Annotated in this window: 16 protein-coding genes; 9 read left to right on the forward strand and 7 right to left on the reverse strand. The window is 74.2% G+C overall.

What is annotated here, in order from left to right:
* The first annotated feature begins 142 nt into the window (after positions 1–142).
* From QIS99_RS17845 to QIS99_RS17855, 3 genes are all read left to right on the forward strand, one after another.
* The gene (locus tag QIS99_RS17845) at positions 143–973 is read left to right on the forward strand and encodes an alpha/beta fold hydrolase (protein ID WP_282514476.1); all 831 of its coding nucleotides are present in this window, start codon (positions 143–145) and stop codon (positions 971–973) included.
* Between the two features lie 251 nt (positions 974–1,224).
* Entirely contained in the window at positions 1,225–1,404 is a 180-nt protein-coding gene (locus QIS99_RS17850) for a hypothetical protein (RefSeq protein ID WP_282514477.1), read from the forward strand.
* Positions 1,405–1,583: 179 nt separating this feature from the next.
* Positions 1,584–1,814 (forward strand): hypothetical protein, encoded by a 231-nt coding sequence (locus tag QIS99_RS17855; RefSeq protein WP_282514478.1) that lies wholly within the window; start codon positions 1,584–1,586, stop codon positions 1,812–1,814.
* A 51-nt stretch (positions 1,815–1,865) separates the two neighbouring features.
* On the opposite strand, the gene QIS99_RS17860 is transcribed toward QIS99_RS17855, so the two are convergent.
* Positions 1,866–2,891, reverse strand: coding sequence for an IS630 family transposase (locus QIS99_RS17860; RefSeq protein ID WP_282514479.1), 1,026 nt, complete (start codon positions 2,889–2,891; stop codon positions 1,866–1,868).
* A 262-nt stretch (positions 2,892–3,153) separates the two neighbouring features.
* On the opposite strand from QIS99_RS17860, the gene QIS99_RS17865 reads away from it, so the two are divergent.
* Entirely contained in the window at positions 3,154–4,734 is a 1,581-nt protein-coding gene (locus QIS99_RS17865) for an alkaline phosphatase D family protein (RefSeq protein ID WP_282514480.1), read from the forward strand.
* Positions 4,735–4,850: 116 nt separating this feature from the next.
* On the forward strand, positions 4,851–6,188 hold the full coding sequence (locus tag QIS99_RS17870) for a GNAT family N-acetyltransferase (RefSeq protein ID WP_282514481.1): 1,338 nt from the start codon (positions 4,851–4,853) through the stop codon (positions 6,186–6,188).
* Between the two features lie 135 nt (positions 6,189–6,323).
* On the opposite strand, the gene QIS99_RS17875 is transcribed toward QIS99_RS17870, so the two are convergent.
* Positions 6,324–7,517, reverse strand: coding sequence for a trans-sulfuration enzyme family protein (locus QIS99_RS17875; protein ID WP_282514482.1), 1,194 nt, complete (start codon positions 7,515–7,517; stop codon positions 6,324–6,326).
* Between the two features lie 59 nt (positions 7,518–7,576).
* On the opposite strand from QIS99_RS17875, the gene QIS99_RS17880 reads away from it, so the two are divergent.
* Positions 7,577–8,113 carry an Lrp/AsnC family transcriptional regulator gene (locus QIS99_RS17880; protein ID WP_282514483.1) on the forward strand — a complete coding sequence of 179 codons (537 nt, stop codon included), beginning with the start codon at positions 7,577–7,579 and terminating at the stop codon, positions 8,111–8,113.
* A gap of 32 nt (positions 8,114–8,145) precedes the next feature.
* Complete coding sequence (locus QIS99_RS17885; protein WP_282514486.1) at positions 8,146–9,837, forward strand: DUF885 domain-containing protein; 1,692 nt, start codon at positions 8,146–8,148, stop codon at positions 9,835–9,837.
* Positions 9,838–9,938: 101 nt separating this feature from the next.
* On the opposite strand, the gene QIS99_RS17890 is transcribed toward QIS99_RS17885, so the two are convergent.
* Positions 9,939–10,445, reverse strand: a complete 507-nt coding sequence (locus tag QIS99_RS17890; protein WP_282514487.1) for a rhodanese-like domain-containing protein — start codon at positions 10,443–10,445, stop codon at positions 9,939–9,941.
* A gap of 94 nt (positions 10,446–10,539) precedes the next feature.
* Between QIS99_RS17890 and QIS99_RS17895 the strand changes: the two genes are divergently transcribed.
* Both QIS99_RS17895 and QIS99_RS17900 read left to right on the forward strand, forming a co-directional pair.
* On the forward strand, positions 10,540–10,995 hold the full coding sequence (locus QIS99_RS17895; RefSeq protein ID WP_282514488.1) for an Lrp/AsnC family transcriptional regulator: 456 nt from the start codon (positions 10,540–10,542) through the stop codon (positions 10,993–10,995).
* Positions 10,996–11,048: 53 nt separating this feature from the next.
* On the forward strand, positions 11,049–11,936 hold the full coding sequence (locus QIS99_RS17900; RefSeq protein ID WP_282514490.1) for an alpha/beta fold hydrolase: 888 nt from the start codon (positions 11,049–11,051) through the stop codon (positions 11,934–11,936).
* On the opposite strand, the gene QIS99_RS17905 is transcribed toward QIS99_RS17900, so the two are convergent.
* From QIS99_RS17905 to QIS99_RS17920, 4 genes are all read right to left on the reverse strand, one after another.
* Entirely contained in the window at positions 11,927–12,475 is a 549-nt protein-coding gene (locus QIS99_RS17905) for a hypothetical protein (protein WP_282514492.1), read from the reverse strand. The genes QIS99_RS17900 and QIS99_RS17905 overlap by 10 nt on opposite strands.
* Before the next feature lie 47 nt (positions 12,476–12,522).
* Complete coding sequence (locus tag QIS99_RS17910) at positions 12,523–13,470, reverse strand: endonuclease/exonuclease/phosphatase family protein (RefSeq protein WP_282514494.1); 948 nt, start codon at positions 13,468–13,470, stop codon at positions 12,523–12,525.
* Between the two features lie 65 nt (positions 13,471–13,535).
* Positions 13,536–16,523, reverse strand: a complete 2,988-nt coding sequence (locus QIS99_RS17915; RefSeq protein ID WP_282514495.1) for an AAA family ATPase — start codon at positions 16,521–16,523, stop codon at positions 13,536–13,538.
* Positions 16,520–17,683 carry an exonuclease SbcCD subunit D gene (locus QIS99_RS17920; RefSeq protein WP_282514496.1) on the reverse strand — a complete coding sequence of 388 codons (1,164 nt, stop codon included), beginning with the start codon at positions 17,681–17,683 and terminating at the stop codon, positions 16,520–16,522. The genes QIS99_RS17915 and QIS99_RS17920 overlap by 4 nt, the downstream gene beginning before the upstream one ends.
* Positions 17,684–17,747 lie beyond the last annotated feature (64 nt).

The following is a 17,747-nucleotide window of genomic DNA, read 5'->3' on the forward strand; positions in this document are numbered from 1 at the left end:
CCGGCCGTGGCGCAGCTCGCACGCGCGGGGGCCGGGTCGCGCGGCGGCGGGGGCTTGAACTACGGGCTACTCGGCGGTAATTGTTCCTGACAAGCTGTCTGCACGTGCTCTCCGCGAGCGCCGCCCCCGAGCTAGGAGCAGCATGACCGCCACCGCGAACTTCAGCATCGACACCCCGCGCGGACCGCGCCCCGTGACCGTCGCGTACCGCCGCGCGGGCGCCGGAGAGCCGCTGCTCCTGCTGCACGGGATCGGCCACCATCTGCAGGCCTGGGACCCGGTGTTCGAGATCCTGGCCGCCGAGCGGGATGTGATCGCCGTGGACCTGCCGGGCTTCGGCGCCTCCCCCGCGCTGCCCGACGGGGCCGCGTACGACCTGCCGACGGTCGTCGCGGCGCTGGGCGGGCTCTGCGCGGAGCTGGGCGTGAGCGCGCCGCATGTCGCGGGCAACTCTCTGGGCGGGCTGCTTGCCCTGGAGTTGGGCCGGGAGAAGCTGGTGCGCTCGGTGACCGCGCTGGCGCCGGGAGGGTTCTGGAGCGAGGCGGAGCGGCGGTACGCCTTCGGTGTGCTGCTCGCCATGCGGCGGGGCGCGCGGCTGCTCCCGCTGCCCGCGATCGAGCGGCTGTCCCGTACGGCGGCGGGGCGCTTCGCCCTGACGAGCAGCATCTACGCCCGCCCGTGGCGCCGTTCGCCGGAGGCGGTGGTCGCGGAGACGCTGGCCCTCCGGGAGGCGGCGGGCTTCGATGAGACGCTGGCCGCGGGCCTCGACGTGACGTTCCGCGACGACGTGCGGGGGCTGCCGGTCACGGTGGCGTGGGGCACGAAGGACCGGATCCTGCTGCGCCGCCAGGGGGTGCGCGCGAAGTACGCGATGCCGGACGCCCGGCTGGTCCGGCTGCCCGGCTGCGGGCACGTGCCGATGAACGACGACCCGGCCCTGGTGGCCCGAGTGATCCTCGACACGAGCAGCTGACCGGCCGGCCGCCGGGACGCACCGCCGACAGGCCCGCCCTGACGCGGCGAGCGGCGTCACGACGGCCGGTGCGGGGCGGAAGATCACGGGGCGCGGGGAGTTGTGAGTCGGCTCACCCGAAGGCCGTACGAACGCGCCCCGGTGGGGCTTCGAGGGGGCCAACTCGGGGTGCGCGTGCCCGAGTTGGGGCCTTCACCCCGGGGGCTCCCGCTTACGCCGGGCTGACACGGGTGTTCCGTACTCTGGCGGACATGGCCAGTTTCTCCTCGTACCGTCGAACGCCGCGCTCCGCCGCGTCGGTGAACGCGGACATCCGTGCGCTCTGGGCGCGCGCTCGCGGACGGCTGTCCGCCGATGAGCGGGTGGCCTATGACCTGCTCGTCGTGGAGTGGGCGGCTGCCGTCCGCGGCGAGCAGCGCCGCGCCGCCTGAGCCGGGCGCACGTCATGCGCCGCAGCCCCGCCCGACCTGCTCACCCTGCCCGCCCTATCCGATCCGTCCGTCCTGCCCGACCTGTCCGACCTGCCCGACCTGCCCGACCTGTCAGCATCGTTGTCCGTTCCGTCTCGACAGCGTCAGGCCGCGTCCGGTCGCGGCTCGCGCCGGCGCCCGTGCTCGGGCTGCTCGGTGCGCTCGGCCTGGTCGCGGTGGTCCGCCTCGACAGCGCGGCCGGGCCCACGACGGCCCGGATCGCACTCGTCGTGTGGGCCTCCGCGGGCACGGGCGTCCTGGTAGCGGCGATCCTCACGCACTGGTGCGCGCGCCGGAACGCGCGCGCCCGCGACGACCGCCCACACGGCACACCCGCCCGTACGCGGACACCGCGCGGCACCGTCTTGTGACCCTCGGTTCAGCCTCCCTTCACCCATGACCGCTGACCTGCGGCGCCCGAGCTAGTGTCCTGCGCCGGAGATTCGTCGGCAGAAACGGGCGAGGGAGTCGAGGATCTCTTCGGCGGTCTTGGTCCAGATGAACGGCTTGGGGTCTTCGTTCCAGTTCTTGACCCAGGCGCGGATGTCGGCTTCGAGGGCCTGGACGTTCTTGTGTGCGCCACGGCGGATCATCTGGTCGGCCAGGAAGCCGAACCACCGCTCCACCTGGTTGATCCAGGACGAGCCGGTCGGGGTGAAGTGCAGCTGGAACCGGGGGTGTTTGCCCAGCCACGTCCTGATCGCAGGAGTCTTGTGGGTTCCGTAGTTGTCCACGATCAAGTGGACCTGCAGGTGCGCGGGCACCTCCTTGTCGATGCGGATCAGGAACTTCTTGAACTCCGCTGCCCGGTGCCTGCGGTGCAGGGCACTGATGACCTCGCCGGTGGCGACATCGAACGCGGCGAACAGGGTGGTCAGACCGTTGCGGACGTAGTCGTGAGTGCGGCGTTCGGGCATGCCCGGCATCATCGGCAGGACCGGCTGGGACCGGTCCAGTGCCTGGATCTGGGACTTCTCGTCCACCGAGAGGACCACCGCGCCCTCGGGCGGGTTGAAGTACAGGCCGACGACGTCGTAGACCTTCTCCACGAACAACGGGTCCGTCGACAGCTTGAACGTGTCCGTCAGATGCGGCTTGAGCTGGAACTTCCGCCAGATCCGGCCAACGGTGGACTTCGACAGACCGCTGTGGTCCGCCATCGACTTCCGCGACCAGTGGGTGGCGTTCTTCGGGATCTCCTCCAGCGTCGTGACTACGACCGCCTCCACCTGGTCGACGCTGATGGTGGGCGGCCGGCCCGGCCGGGGCTCGTCGACGAGGCCGTCCAGGCGGTCGGCGAGGAACCGCCGCCGCCACTTGCGGACCGTGTCCGCGGCCACCCGCAGGTCCCGGGCGACCGCGACGATCGGCGGCACCTCAGGCCCTGCGCACGCCAGCACGATCCGCGCGCGCAGGGCCAGGGCCTGGGCCGATGTCGCCCGACGCATCCACCGCTCCAGCACCGCCCGCTCATCCGCAGAGAGCAGCAGAGGCTCCAGTTTCGGGCCCCGACGAGGAACTGACGCACCAGCAGCAGAAGTCACACAACAACTAACGATCAACTACTGGCGCAGGACACTAGTACGGTGCGGGCACCCGGGGCGGCGTCGGCAATCCCGTGCCTGGATCGGCGTAGCCGTCACAGCCGTCACAGCCGTCGCAGCCGTGGCAGTCGTCACAGCCGTCGCAGTCGTCACAGGAGGCGCATCGATGTCGCAAGGTCTGCCGAGCAACACCCCCGGCCGTCGTGCCGTGCTCCGTGGTTCGGTCGCCGCTTCGGCCGCGCTGGCGCTGCCCGCGCTCGGCGGAGCCGCGCCCGCGCTCTCGCTGTCCGGCCGGCCGCGCGCGGCGTGGGGCGTGCAGGCCGGTGACGTGAGCGCGCACTCCGGCCTCGTCTGGGTGCGCTCGGACCGGCCCGCCCGGATGATCGTCGAGACCTCCGCCACCGAGTCCTTCCGCAACCCGCGGCGATGGCACGGCCCGCTGCTCGGCCCCGGCACCGACTGCACCGGCACGACCCGGCTGCGCGGGCTGCCCGCGGGCGAGCAGGTGCACTACCGCGTACGGCTCGCCGACCCGGACGACCCGCGGCGCACGAGCGAGGCCGTCACCGGCACCTTCCGCACCGCGTCCGCGCGCCGGGCCGACGGGGTGCGGTTCCTGTGGTCCGGGGACATCGCGGGGCAGGGCTGGGGCATCAACCCGGAGCGCGGCGGCTACACCGCGTTCGAGGAGATGCGCCGCCTGGACCCGGACTTCTTCCTGTGCAGCGGCGACACCGTCTACGCCGACGGCCCCATCCAGCCGAGTGTCACGCTCCCGGACGGCCGGGTGTGGCGCAACGTCACGACGGAGGAGAAGGCCAAGGTCGCCGAGTCCCTCGCGGAGTTCCGGGGCGCGTTCCGCTACAACCTGCTCGATACGAACCTGCGCCGGTTCAACGCGCAGGTGCCGTCGATCGTGCAGTGGGACGACCACGAGGTGCACAACAACTGGTACCCGGGCCAGATCCTGGACGACGAGCGGTACACCGAGAAGGACGTCGACGTGCTCGCGGCCCGTTCGCTGCGGGCGTTCGGCGAGTACTTCCCGGTGTCGTCGCTCGCGTCCGGCGACCGGGAGGGCCGGATGTACCGGGTCGTACGGCAGGGGCCGCTGCTCGACGTGTTCGTGCTCGACATGCGGACGTACCGCAACGCCAACTCGCCCGGACGGCAGGTGGACGACCCGGTCGGGATTCTCGGCGCCGAGCAACTCGACTGGCTGAAGCGGGAGTTGTCGCGGTCGCGGGCGGTGTGGAAGGTGATCGCCTCCGACATGCCGCTCGGGCTCGTCGTACCCGACGGCAAGACGGACTTCGAGGCCGTCGCGCAGGGCGACCCGGGCGCGCCGCTCGGCCGTGAGCTGCAACTCGCTGAGCTGCTCCGGCACATCAAGCACCGGCGGATCACCGGCACCGTCTGGCTGACGGCCGACGTGCACTACACCTCGGCGCAGCACTACGCCCCGGAGCGGGCGGCGTTCAAGGACTTCGCGCCGTTCTGGGAGTTCGTCTCGGGGCCGCTGGCGGCGGGCGGCTTCCCGGCGCTGAAGCTCGACGGCACGTTCGGCCCCGAGCAGCCCTTCGTCAAGGCGCCGACGCGCGCGAACGTCTCACCGGCCGAGGTTCCGCCGTACTTCGGCGAGGTGGAGATCGACGGCGGCAGCGGCGAGTTGACGGTGCGGCTGCGGCAGGAGGGCGGCGGGGTGCTGTTCACGAAGGTGCTGCAGCCGGGGCGGGTCGGGCAGTAGGCGGAGCCTTGGGCGCTCCGGGGAGGCCCGCCCTGGCAAATCAGACAGAAGCCCTCTTAACCGATCAGCCACAGAGCGTTCGTGATCAGGCAACACCGGTGGTCCAGAGTGCAGACATGACTGATCCGACTTCCCTGATCCTCTCTGCCGTGGCCCTGCTCGCCCCAGCCGCTCTGCACATGTGGTGGTCCCGGCGACAGGGCCACGCTCCTGCGGAGTCCGATACGGGCACCGATACGGGCAGCGATAGGAGCTGCGGCGATACGGGGGCCGATCCCGGCATCGATACCGGCACCCCGCACACCGCGGGGACCGCCGGAACGGGCACCACCGGAACGGGCACCACCGGAACGGGCACCACCGAGCAGGCCGAGCCGGGCCCAACCGCGCTGTGGCGGATGCGTACCACCGTGCGGGACGAGCCGGGCACGCTCGCCGCCCTGTGCACGGCGCTCGCCGGCCGACGGGTCGACATCCTCAGCCTGCAGACGCACCCGCTCGCCACCGGCACCGTCGACGAGTTCCTGCTGCGCGCCCCCGCCGAGCACGGCGCCGCCGAGCTGACGCGGGCCGTCTCCGCGGCCGGCGGCTCCGGCACCTGGATCGAGCGCGCCGACGCCCACGACCTGGTGGACGCGCCCACCCGGATGCTGAACCTCGCCACCCGCACCGCCCTCGACGCGGCCGAACTCCCGCTCGCGCTGCGGCAGTTGCTGGGCCGCTGCACGATTCGCTCGATCCCGGCCGAGTCGCCCGCCCGCACCGAGGACGTGCCGGTGGAGGGCATGCTCGACGGCACGCTGATGCGGCTGCGCGCGCAGTCCGGCGGGGTCATCGCGGTGGAGCGGGCGTATCTGCCGTTCACGCCCACCGAGTTCGCGCGCGCCCGCGCCCTGGTCGAGCTGGACGCCCGGCTCGGGCCGCGGGTGCCGGGCGGCGAGGATGTGCTGAGCCTTCAGGAGGGGCCGGACATCGTACGGCGGGCGGACGGCGATGACCTGGAGGCGGCCAAGGCGATGCACGAGCGCTGCTCGAAGCGGACCCTGAGCATGCGCTACCACGGCCCCGTCGTCGACGCGGACCGCTACCTGGGCCACCTGCTCAGCCCCCGCTTCGGCCGCACCCTCACCGTGCAGACGCCGTCCGGCCGGCTCATCGCACTCGGCCACCTGCTGTGGGACGGCGACGAGACCGAGGTGGCGCTGCTCGTCGAGGACGACTGGCAGCGGCGCGGCATCGGCACCGAACTCCTGGGCCGCCTGGTCGCGATGGCGGTCGAGGCGGGCTGCGAGTCCGTGTACGCGGTCACCCAGTCCTCCAACACCGCGATGGTCGCCGCGATGCGGGGGCTCGGGCTGCCCCTTGACTACCAGATCGAGGAGGGCACGCTGGTGGTGACGGCCCGGTTGAGCGTGGTGCCGGCTGCTGTGGACCGGAGTGCGGCGCCGTCGTAGCCGAGGCTTCTCGCCGCCCCGGCCCGCCCCCGTCCGGGGCCGCCGCCCCTGGACCCCGCTTCGGGTTCGGGGCTGTGGTCCGGCCGACCCGCCGTCGTGGCTGGTGGCGCACTTCCCCGCGCCCCCAGGGGAAGCTCAGACCGCAGCCCCGAGCGCCGCATCCAAGTCCCCCCAGAGATCCTCGACGTCCTCCAGCCCCACCGACATCCGCAGCAGCTTCTCCCCGACCCCCGCCGCCCGGCGGTCCCCCTCGGCCACCACGCGGTGGCTGATCGACGCCGGGTGCTGGATGAGCGTGTCGACGCTGCCGAGGCTGACCGCCGGGGTGATCAGGCGCACCCCGGCGATCACCTCGTGCGCCTCCCCCGTGACCTCGAACGACACCATCGCCCCGCCGATCCGCGGATAGTGCACCCGGCTCACCCGCGGGTCGGCGGCGAGGCGGCGCGCCAGCTCGGCGGCGGTCGCGGCGGCGGCCCGCATGCGTACGGGGAGCGTGGCCAGGCCCCGGTGCAGCAGGTACCCGGCGAGCGGATGCAGCACCCCGCCCGTCGCGAACCGCACCTGCCGCAGCGAGCGCGCGAACTCCTCGTCGCAGGCCACCACCCCGCCGAGCACGTCCCCGTGGCCGCCGAGGTACTTGGTCGCGCTGTGCAGGACCAGCCGGGCGCCGCTCTCCACCGGCCGCTGGAGTACGGGCGTGGCGAAGGTGTTGTCGACAAGGAGCGGCACCGTCCCGCAGGCGTGTGCCACGGCCCGCAGGTCCAGCTCGGCGAGCGTCGGGTTGGCGGGCGACTCGACCAGCACCAGGCCGGTGTCGGGGCGGATGGCCGCCGCGACACCGGCGGGATCGACCCAGGTGACCTCGGACCCGAGCAGCCCCGCCGTCAACAGGTGGTCGCTGCACCCGTACAGCGGCCGGACCGCCACCACGTGCCGCAGTCCGGCCGCGATGCGCACCAGCAGGACGGCGGAGAGCGCGGCCATGCCGCTGGCGAACGCGACGGCGCTCTCGGCGCCCTCAAGGCGGGCGAGCCCCGTCTCGAACCGCCCCACGGTCGGGTTGCCGAGGCGCGCGTACACCGGCGGGCCCTCGTCGAGCACCCCGGTCGCGGCGAACGCGTCGATGCGTGCGGCCTCGGTGCGGCTGTCGTACGAGGGGTAGGTGGTGGACAGGTCGAGGGGCGGGGCGTGCAGGCCGAGGCCGGCGAGGTCCTCGCGGCCTGCGTGCACGGCCTCGGTGGTGAGGGCCCTGCGGGCCGGGCCCGGGCGGTGGTCCGCGAGGGTGTCGCGGTGGCCGGAGGCTTCGATGTCCCTGGTGGAGTCCATGCGCAGAGCCTGAACAACGGCCGGGGTCGGACGGCAGACTCCCGTGCTACGTTCGGCCGATGGCCGAATCCGTCGTACTGGACCCGGTGGACCTGCACATTCTGCGGCTGCTGCAGAACGACGCACGGACCACGTACCGCGATCTCGCCGCCCAGGTCGGCGTGGCCGCCTCCACCTGCCTGGACCGGGTGGCCCGGCTGCGGCGTGCGGGCGTGATCCTCGGACACCAGCTGCGGCTCGACCCGGCGCGGCTCGGCCGCGGCCTGCAGGCGCTGCTCTCGGTGCAGCTGCGGCCGCACCGCAGGGAGATCGTCGGCCCGTTCGTGGAGCGGATCCGGGCGCTGCCGGAGTCCCTCGCGGTGTTCCATCTGGCCGGTCCCGACGACTACTTGGTGCACGTCGCCGTCGCCGACACCGCCGACCTGCAGCGGCTCGTCCTGGACGAGTTCACCTCCCGGCGCGAGGTGGCCCGTGTGGAGACCCGGCTGATCTTCCAGCGCTGGGACTGCGGTCCGGTGCTGCCGCCGGGAGCCGCCGTCCCCGCCCCGCGGTCCGGGCCCGGAACGCAATCGCACGCCCAGAGCAGAATCGACTGACGCGACGCGGCCCCTCGTACGAGGATGTCCGCATGCCAGACACGACGCGCACCCCACTGCCCCGCCAGGTCGCCGACGCGTACGTCGACGAACTGATCGCCCTCGACCCCATCACCGGCACCTACCTCGGGGTGCGGGAGAGTTCGAACGCGCTGCCCGATCTCACCCCCGCGGGCGCGCAGGCGCTCGCGGACCTCGCCCGCGCCACCCTCGACCGGCTCGCTCAGGCCGAGCGCGCGCCGGGCGGCGACAGCGACGTGGAGCGGCGCTGCGCCCGGCTCCTCAGGGAACGCCTCACCGCGGAGCTGGCGGTGCACGACGCCGACGAACACCTGCGCTCGGTCAGCAACCTGAGCTCGCCGGTGCACTCGGTGCGCCAGGTGTTCACGGTGACGCCGGTGGACTCCGAGGAGGACTGGGCGGCGGTCGCGGAGCGGCTGCGCGCGGTGCCCACCGCCCTGGCCGGGTACCGGGAGAGCCTCGCCCTCGGCCTGGACCGCAAGCTGCACGGCAGCCCGCGCGCCGCAGAGACGTTCATCGGCCAGCTCGCCGAGTGGTCCGGCGAGGACGGCGGCAAGGGCTGGTTCGAGGAGTTCGCCGCGTCCGGCCCGGACGCGCTTCGCGCGGAGCTGGACACGGCGGCAGCGGCCGCCACCCGTGCGGTCGCGGAGCTGCGGGACTGGATGCGCGAGGTGTACGCCCCCGCGGTGGCCGGCGCCGCCGACACGGTGGGCCGCGAGCGGTACGCCCGCTGGTCCCGCTACTTCAACGGCACCGACCTGGACCTCGACGAGGCGTACGCGTACGGCTGGTCCGAGTACCACCGCATCCTCGGCGAGATGCGCACCGAGGCCGAGAAGGTGCTGCCGGGCGCGGACACGCCGTGGGCGGCGCTGAAGCACCTGGACGAGCACGGCGCGCACATCGAGGGCGTGGACGAGGTGCAGCGCTGGCTGCAGAGCCTGATGGACGAGGCCATGGACGCCCTGGACGGCACCCACTTCGAACTGGCCGCGCCGGTACGGAAGGTGGAGTCCCGGATCGCCCCGCCCGGCAGCGCCGCCGCCCCGTACTACACGCCGCCGTCGGAGGACTTCTCCCGCCCCGGCTGTACGTGGCTGCCGACGATGGGCCAGACCCGTTTCCCGGTGTACGACCTGGTGTCGACCTGGTACCACGAGGGCGTGCCCGGCCACCACCTCCAGCTCGCGCAGTGGGTGCACGTCCGCGAGAACCTGTCCCGCTACCAGGCCTCGGTCGGCATGGTCAGCGCCAACGCGGAGGGCTGGGCGCTGTACGCGGAACGGCTGATGGACGAGCTGGGCTTCCTCACCGACCCGGAGCGCAGGCTCGGCTACCTGGACGCGCAGATGATGCGGGCGGCCCGGGTCATCGTGGACATCGGCATGCACCTGGAGCTGGAGATCCCGGAGCACTCGCCGTTCCACCCGGGCGAGCGCTGGACGCCGGAGCTGGCGCAGGAATTCTTCGGGATGCACAGCGGACGGCCCGCGGACTTCGTGGAGAGCGAGCTGATCCGGTACCTGTCGATGCCGGGCCAGGCCATCGGCTACAAGCTGGGCGAGCGCGCCTGGCTCCTCGGCCGCGAGAACGCCCGCAAGGCGCACGGCGAGGCGTTCGACGCCAAGTCCTGGCACATGGCGGCGCTGTCGCAGGGCTCGCTCGGCCTTGACGACCTGGTGGACGAACTGTCCAAGCTGTGACGGGAGTCGGGGGCGGCTCCGTACGGCCTGCGGGAGCCGCCCCCGTACGTTCCTGCCGTGCGCCGCCGGAACTCCCGGCCCCCGCGCGGCCCTTCGGGCCTTCAGCAGCCGCAGTCCGCCGCGTCGACGGGCACGGTCAGCGGGTCGGCGGCGCGCTCGCCCGCGCCCTCCCATGTCTCGTACCGGAATCCCTCCCGCACCCAGTACTCGAAGCCGCCGAGCATCTCTTTGACCCGGTAGCCGAGTTGGGCGAAGGCGAGGGCCGCGCGGGTGGCGCCGTTGCAGGCGGGGCCCCAGCAGTACGTGACGACCGGCACGGACGGGTCGAGCAGCCGCCCGGCCTGCTCGGGGATGAGCGCGGTCGGCAGGTGCAGGGCGCCCGGGATGTGGCCCTGGTCCCAGGCCGCGGTGGAGCGGGTGTCGACGAGCACGAAGCCGGGGGCGCACTCCGCCGTGAGGGCCGCGGCGACGTCCGAGACGTCGGTGTGGAACGCGAGCGAGGCCGCGAAGTAGGCGGCGGCGTCCCCGGGAGCGGCGGGCGGCACCCGCAGCACCGGGTCGTCGGCGGCGGCTGTCACGGGGAGGGTGGGGCTGACCTGTGTGTTCATGCCTGGAAATCTATGCGCGCCGAAGATCACGGTGAAGAGACGATCCCCGGCAACGCCCTTGAACCGCCGTGGATTTCCCTGCTATTTCTCGGCCATGACCGTTGATTCCCCGTACTCCCCCGACGCGACCGACCGCCGCATCCTCGATGTCCTCCAGCGCGCCGGCCGCGCCAGTTACGCGGAGCTGGCCCGGGCCGTGGCCATGTCGCCGAGCGCCGTCACCGAACGGGTGCGGCGCCTGGAGGAGGCCGGGGTGATCCAGGGGTACGCGGCCGTGGTCGACCCCGAACGCCTCGGCCTGCCGGTCCTGGCGTTCGTACGGCTGCGCTATCCGCACGGCAACTACAGGCCGTTCCACGACCTGGTCGAGGCGACCCCGGAGATCCTGGAGGCGCACCACGTCACCGGCGACGACTGCTTCGTGCTCAAGGTCGCGGCCCGCTCCATGCGGCACCTGGAGGAGATCTCCGGCAAGGTCGGCGCGCTCGGCTCGGTCACGACCAGCGTGGTCTACTCCTCGCCGCTGCCCCGCCGCCCGCTCGGGGCCTGACGGGCACGGGCGCCCGGCGATGAGTTCCCGTGGCGCGCGGAGTCTGTACCTGCATGACCATCGACGACACCGCCTTCAGCAGCCACCACCTCGAAACGGCAGGGGCCCGTCTCGCCTACGACGTGCGCGGGCCGCTGCCCGCCGCCGGGCTGCCGCCGCTGCTCCTGGTGGGCCAGCCCATGGACGCCTCCGGGTTCGCGGCCCTGGCCTCGTACTTCCCGGACCGGACGGTGGTCACGTACGACCCTCGCGGGCTGGGGCGCAGCAGCCGCGCGGACGGCGGGGTCGACCACGACCCCGCCGTGCAGGCCGGTGATCTGCACGCCCTGATCGGGGCGCTGGGCGCCGGGCCGGTGGAGATGTTCGCGAGCAGCGGCGGCGCGGTCACCGCGCTCGCCCTCGTCGCCGCGCACCCCCTCGATGTCACGACGCTCATCGCGCACGAGCCGCCGCTGCTCCCGCTGCTCCCGGACGCCGAGGCCGCGGAGCGCGCCCGTGCCGGGGTCCGGGACGTGTACGAGAAGAGCGGCTGGGGTGCGGGCCTCGCCGCTTTCATCGCGATGGCGTCCTGGGAGGGCGAGTTCACCGACGCGTACTTCGCCCAGCCCGCACCGGACCCGGCCGCGTTCGGCCTGCCGGCCGAGGACGACGGCAGGCGGGACGACCCGCTGCTCTCCGACCGGTCCTGGGCGGTCAGCGGTCACCGCCCGGACGCTGCGGCGCTCGCCGCCGCGCCGACGCGGGTCGTGCTCGCCGTGGCCGAGGAGTCCGGCGACGCCCTGACCGGCCGTACGACCCGCGCGGCGGCCCGGCTGCTCGGCAAGGAGGCGGCGGTCTTCCCCAGCCATCACAGCGGCTTCACGGACGAGAGCTCCGGCTACCCGGGCCGGCCCGAGGCGTTCGCGGTCAAGCTGCGGGCGCTCCTCGACGCCTACCGGTGACCCGGGGCTTCCCGCACGAGGCCGAAGGCATGCAGGGGCGCGAAGTCGATCCAGTGCGCCGGGTCCGGTGCGTCGGCCTGCGCGCCGAACATCCACCGCTGCGCCGCCACGCTCAGGCCGTCCGTGTCGAGCACCCCCTCCGCGCCCCGGAACGGCCCTTCGAACGGCAGCGGTGCACCCTCCTCGAAGTCGACCGACTCCGGCGACAGCGCGACGTATCTGCGCAGCCCCAAACCCAAAGCCGCGACCTCGAACGTGACGGCGAGCGCGGCCGTCTGGAACGCATAGCCGTACGCCCCATGCCCCTGCGGCACCCGCGCCTCACCCGCGGTCTCCCCGACGATCAGCACGCTCGGCCCGTACGTCCCCGCCCACATCTGCCCGACCGCGCCCGCGCTCGGGTCGGCCACCGGCGCGTACCGCCCGGGAAAGAGCCGCTCGACCGCCGCGCACGCCGCGTCCACGCCGCCCTCGGGGAGCATGCCGATGTCCTCGGCGGGCGGGTGCGGAGCGACAGCCAGGAGATAACGAGTAGCCATGGTGGCGCAGCGTAATCGACGGGTCTGACAGCCGGCGCCGACGCGCCTCAGGGCAGCGCGATCCGGGCGGCCAGCGGCAGGTGGTCGCTGCCCGTGCGCGGCAGGGTGCGTACGTGGGTCACGGTCGCGGCACGGGCCATCACCTGATCGATCCGCGCCACCGGGAAGGCGGCGGGGAAGCTGAACGCGAACCCTCGTTCCGCGACGTTCAACCGCGAGGTGAGCGGCGCGAGTCCACGGTCGTCGACCGTGCCGTTCAGATCGCCGAGCAGGACCACCCGCCGCACCTCCTCGGCGGCGATCGCCGCACCGAGCCGGTCCGCGCTCTCGTCCCGCCAGGCCGACCCGAGCCCGCTCGCCCCCAGCCGCACCGACGGCAGATGGGCGACGTACGCGGCGACGTCCCCGTGCGGCGTGCGGACCACGGCCCGCAGCCCACGGCTCCAACTCTCGGTGATCTCCCGGGGTTTGACGTCCACGAGTCGTACGCCCGCGAGCGGATGCTTCGACCAGAGCCCGACCGTGCCCCGGACCGCGTGGTGCGGGTACTCCGGGCCGAGCGTCTTCTCGTACGCGGGCAGCGCGGCCGGCACCAGTTCCTCCAGGGCGATGAGGTCGGGCCCGGCGGCGGCCAGGGCTCGGGCGGTGCCGGCCGGATCGCGGTTCTCGTCGCTCACGTTGTGCTGGACGACCGCCAAGTCGCGTGGGCCGGGCGGAGGTTCGGGCCGGAACAGCCCGCCGAAGAGATACGTCCAGGCGGCCACCGGCAGCAGCAGGGCCACCAGCGCGGCGGCGGAGCGGCGCAGCAGGGCGAGGCCGAGCAGCACCACGGCCACCCCGCCGAGCCACGGCAGAAACGTCTCAAGGAGACTCCCCGCCCGGGGGCCGGAGTTGGGCACGCCGCGGTGGAACGCCAGCAGCCCGCCCACCAGCACGGCGGCCCCGGCCACCCCCCGCCCCCGACGCCAGGCCGTCCGCCCGTCCCTGCGCTCCACCCTGCTTCCCCTCCTCGGAGTACGGAGCGGCTCCCGCGCTGCGAGGGGGCCGCCTCCGTGACCGGTCAGGACTGCCGCACCCTCGACCCCGCCCGCCCCTTCACGACCTCCAGCTGCGCGTGCACACGGCGCCGCAGGTCGGCGACGTGGCTGACGATGCCGACGGTGCGATCCCGCTCCCGCAGCGAGTCGAGGACGTCGAGGACCTCGTCGAGGGTCTGGTCGTCGAGGCTGCCGAAGCCCTCGTCGATGAAGAGGGTGTCGAGGCGCACGCCGCCCGCCTCGTCGGTGACCACGTCGGCGAGGCCGAGGGCCAGGGCGAGGGAGGCGAAGAAGGTCTCGCCGCCGGACAGCGTCGCCGTGTCGCGTTCGCTGCCGGTCCAGGCGTCCACGACGTGCAGGCCGAGCCCGGAGCGGCCGCGGCCCGAACGGCCGTCGGAGTGGACCAGGGTGTACCGCCCGGACGACATCCGCTGCAGCCGGGCCGTCGCGGCGGCGGCGACCTGTTCGAGGCGGGCGGCCAGGACGTACGACTCCAGGCGCATCTTGCGCTCGTTCTGCGCCGACGTGCCCGCCGCGAGCCCCGCGAGCCTGGCGACCCGGTCGAACTCGGCGCGCAGCGGCCCGAGTTGGCGGGCTTCGGCGGCCGACTGGCGGGAGAGGCGGTCGAGTTCGGCACAGCGGTGTTCGGCGGCGGCGCGGGTGCTGACGGCGGTGCGCAGGCGCAGGTCGGCGGCGTCCGCGGCGGCCTGCGCGGCGGCCGGGTCGGCGGGCGGGAGCAGGTCCGCGGCGGCCGTCTCGGGCTCGGCGAGGACCGCGCGTACGGCGGCCTCCTCCTGTCGGCGGGCGTCGATGCGGTGCTGGAGTTCGCGGTGGGCGGCGTCGTCGAGGGCGGCGTCGGCGGCGTCCTGCGGGGTGGTGAAGCCGGCGCGGTAGGCGGCGTCGGCGAGGCGGGCGTCGGCGTCCTTGAGGCGGCGCGCGGCGTCCTCGGCGGCGCGTACGGCGTCGGCGGCGTCGGTGAGCAGGGCGGCCTGGCGTTCCAGTTGCGCGGCGCGCTGGGCGACGCTCGCCGCGCCTCCCGTGGCCTGCGCCAACTCCTCTGCCAGGGCGGCCTGTTCGCGGTCGAGGGACTCGCGCAGGGAGGCGCGGGACGCGGCGCGGGTCGCGGCCTCCTGGCGCTGGGCGAGCCGCCGCTGGTGCTCGGCCTCGGCGCGGTCCAGGGCCTCGCGGGCGTCGTGCAGGCCGAGCGCGAGCTGCCGGGCCTCGGCGTGGCGGCGGGTCAACTCTTCTGCGGTGTCGGCGAGTTGGCGTGCGGGCGCGTCCCCGGCGGCGGCGCTCTGTGCGGCCAGCTCCTCGCGTACGCCGGCGAGCGCGCGCTCGGCCTCGGCGCGCTCCTCGTCGGCCTGCCGGTACGCGGCGAGCGCGGCCTCCTCGGCCTGGCGTCCGACGTGGCCGTCGACGAGGGGGGCGGGCCGCGGGTGCTCGGTGGCGCCGCAGACCGCGCAGGACTCGCCGGGGGTGAGGCCCTGGGCGAGTTCGGCGGCGATGCCCTGCAGGCGGCGCTCCTTGAGGTGCAGCCACTGTTCGTGCGCGCCGGCGGCGGTCTCGCGGGCGGCCAGTGCGTGCGCCTCGGCCTCGGCGGCCTGTGCCCGGAGGGTGTCGCGGCGGTGTGCGGCGGAGGCGCGTTCGCGGGCGGGTTGGAGCTGCCCGGCGAGGTGTTCGGCGCGGGTGGCGGCGTCCTGGGCGTGCTCGATGCGCTCCTGCAGGGTGCGGCGGCTCGACTCCCAGCCGTCGAGCCAGGCGGCGGCCTCCTGCAGGGCCTCGGTGTCGGCGTGTTCCTGCCGGTCGGCCTCGGCGCGGCGCTCGGCGAGGCCGGCGATCCGCTGCTCGGCGCGGCGGGCCGACTCCAGGCCGCCCAGCTCCTCGACCGCCTTGCGGGCGGCGGCGGTCAGGCCGGACGGGGACGCCCCGTCGAACGAAGCGGGCAGCTGCGCCCGCGCGGCCGTCTCCGCGCGGCGGGCGCGCTGGTGCTCGGTGTCGGTCTCGGCGCGCAGGGCGAGCGCGGGCGTCACGGCCTCGGCCTTGCGGGCCCGCTCCATGCGTTCCTGCCAGGCGCGCTGCTCCCCGGCCCGCTCGTCGAGCCGTACGGCCCGGGCCCGCGCCTCGGCGTACCGGTCCTGCAGGCGGTGGGTCTCGCGTACGGAGTCAAGGTCGGTCTGGGCCTGTGCCTTGGCGGACTCGGCGGCGGTGACGGCGCAGTCGGCGACGGTGCGGCGTTCGCGGGCGCCCGCGCGGGCGACGGCCGCCCACTGGGCCAGGTCGGCGGCGAGTCCGGGTTCGCCGGGTGCGCTGTCGGGCAGCGGGAGTTCGGCGGCGTCGCCCGCGGCCTGCTGGATGCGGTGGGCGGCGGCGAGCAGCTGGTGGTCGCCCGCGGTGACATCGGCCTGCAGGGCGCGGCGCCGCTCGGCGAGGTGGGTCTCGACGGCGGCGAAGCGGCGGGTGTCGAAGAGCCGGCCGAGGAGCTTGCCGCGGGCCTCGGCGTCGGCGCGCAGGAACCGCGCGAAGTCGCCCTGCGGCAACAGCACGACCTGGCAGAACTGTTCGCGGCTCATGCCGAGCAGCGACTCGATCTCGGCGCCGATCTCCTGGTGGGAGCGGCTGAGGTCCCGCCAGGTGGCGGTCTCGGCGTCGTACTCGCGCAGCCAGGACTGGGCCTTCTCGGTGGTGGTGCCGGTGCCGCGCTTCTTGGGGCGCTGCCAGGGCGGCTGCCGGGTGACCTCGATGCGGCGTCCGGCGACGGTCAGGTCGAGGCGCACCTCGGTGCGTACGGCCGGGTCGGCGTGGTCGCTGCGCAGCGTGGAGCCGGAGGTCTGGCGGGTGCCGGGCACGGCGTTGTACAGGGCGAAGCAGACCGCGTCCAGGACGGAGGTCTTGCCCGCGCCGGTGGCGCCGTGCAGCAGGAAGAGCCCGGCGCGGCCGAGCTCGTCGAAGTCGACCCGCTGGCGGCCGCCGAAGGGCCCGAAGGCGGTGACCGTGAGCTGGTGCAGCCTCACCGGGCGGCCTCCTTGAGTACGTCGGCGGCGCGCACGTCGTCGAACGCGTCCCGCAGGACGAGGCGTTCGGCGGCGTCGGGTCCGGTGCCGCGGACGTGCGCGACGAAGTCCTCGGCGATCTCCCGGTCGTCGCGTCCCTTCAGCCGTTCGGCGTACGACACCACGGGGTCGCCGTCGGGCCTGCGCGGGGCGAAGGCGAGGCTGAGGGTGTGCGGGAAGCGCTCGCAGAGCCGGGCCATGGGGTCGGCGGGGCGCACGGCGTCGGTGAGGGTGGCCTCGACCCAGGCGTCCTCGTACCGCTCCAGCTCCGGGTCGGCGAGCAGCACTTCGAGGTCGCCCTCGATGCGGGCGAGGCGGCGCGGCACCGGGCAGTCGATCCGCTCGGCGGCGATCTCCCCGGCGGGCCCGAGGTCGATGAGCCACATGGTCTTGCGGTGGTGCTGCTCGGAGAAGGAGTACGCGAGCGGGGAGCCGGAGTAGCGGACGCGCTCGGCGACGGTCTGGCAGCCGTGCAGGTGGCCGAGGGCGGCGTAGTCGACCCCGGCGAAGACGGCGGCGGGCACGGACTCGACGCCGCCGACGGCGATGTCCCGTTCGCTGTCGCTGGGCTCGCCGCCGGTGACGAAGGCGTGCGCGAGGACGACGGAGCGGGTGCCGGGCGGGCGCTGAGCCAGGTCGGCCCGTACGCGGTCCATGGCGGCCCCGATGACCGGTTCGTGCGCGGCCTTCTGCACCTTGAACTCGTCCTTGACCAGGGCGGGTTCGAGGTACGGCAGGCCGTAGAAGGCGACGTCGCCGTGCGCGTCGGGGATCACCACGGGCTCGTGGCAGGCGGCCGGCGCCGTCCGCAGATGAATGCCCGCGCGCCCGATCAGCCCGGCCCCCACGCCGAGCCGCCGGGCGGAATCATGGTTCCCGGAGATCATCACGGTCGGCACGCCGAGCTCGGCGAGCCGGTGCAGCGCGTCGTCGAACACCTCGACGGCGGCGAGCGGCGGCACGGCCCGGTCGTACACGTCACCGGAGACGAGGACCGCATCGACGCTCTCGGCGCGCACGGTGGCGACGAGATGGTCGATGAAGGCCCGCTGGGCGTCGAGCAGATTCACGCGATGGAACGCCCGCCCCAGGTGCCAGTCCGACGTGTGCAGAAGCCTCATGATCCCCGAGGGTATCGGCCGGCCGCCGCTCATTCGGCCGCTTTGCCGGGGTACGGGCTCGGGG

Origin of the sequence: Streptomyces solicavernae (assembly GCF_029968095.1) — a bacterium.
GTDB lineage: Bacteria > Actinomycetota > Actinomycetes > Streptomycetales > Streptomycetaceae > Streptomyces > Streptomyces solicavernae.

What these genes read in the sequence shown, in the direction of transcription:
- QIS99_RS17860 (WP_282514479.1), bottom strand. Translation starts at nt 2,891, where the DNA reads ATGCGTCGGGCGACATCGGCCCAGGCCCTGGCCCTGCGCGCGCGGATC.
- QIS99_RS17875 (WP_282514482.1), bottom strand. Translation starts at nt 7,517, where the DNA reads ATGGACTCCACCAGGGACATCGAAGCCTCCGGCCACCGCGACACCCTC.
- QIS99_RS17880 (WP_282514483.1), top strand. Translation starts at nt 7,577, where the DNA reads ATGGCCGAATCCGTCGTACTGGACCCGGTGGACCTGCACATTCTGCGG.
- QIS99_RS17905 (WP_282514492.1), bottom strand. Translation starts at nt 12,475, where the DNA reads ATGGCTACTCGTTATCTCCTGGCTGTCGCTCCGCACCCGCCCGCCGAG.
- QIS99_RS17890 (WP_282514487.1), bottom strand. Translation starts at nt 10,445, where the DNA reads ATGAACACACAGGTCAGCCCCACCCTCCCCGTGACAGCCGCCGCCGAC.
- QIS99_RS17865 (WP_282514480.1), top strand. Translation starts at nt 3,154, where the DNA reads ATGTCGCAAGGTCTGCCGAGCAACACCCCCGGCCGTCGTGCCGTGCTC.
- QIS99_RS17885 (WP_282514486.1), top strand. Translation starts at nt 8,146, where the DNA reads ATGCCAGACACGACGCGCACCCCACTGCCCCGCCAGGTCGCCGACGCG.
- QIS99_RS17850 (WP_282514477.1), top strand. Translation starts at nt 1,225, where the DNA reads ATGGCCAGTTTCTCCTCGTACCGTCGAACGCCGCGCTCCGCCGCGTCG.
- QIS99_RS17845 (WP_282514476.1), top strand. Translation starts at nt 143, where the DNA reads ATGACCGCCACCGCGAACTTCAGCATCGACACCCCGCGCGGACCGCGC.
- QIS99_RS17895 (WP_282514488.1), top strand. Translation starts at nt 10,540, where the DNA reads ATGACCGTTGATTCCCCGTACTCCCCCGACGCGACCGACCGCCGCATC.
- QIS99_RS17870 (WP_282514481.1), top strand. Translation starts at nt 4,851, where the DNA reads ATGACTGATCCGACTTCCCTGATCCTCTCTGCCGTGGCCCTGCTCGCC.
- QIS99_RS17900 (WP_282514490.1), top strand. Translation starts at nt 11,049, where the DNA reads ATGACCATCGACGACACCGCCTTCAGCAGCCACCACCTCGAAACGGCA.
- QIS99_RS17920 (WP_282514496.1), bottom strand. Translation starts at nt 17,683, where the DNA reads ATGAGGCTTCTGCACACGTCGGACTGGCACCTGGGGCGGGCGTTCCAT.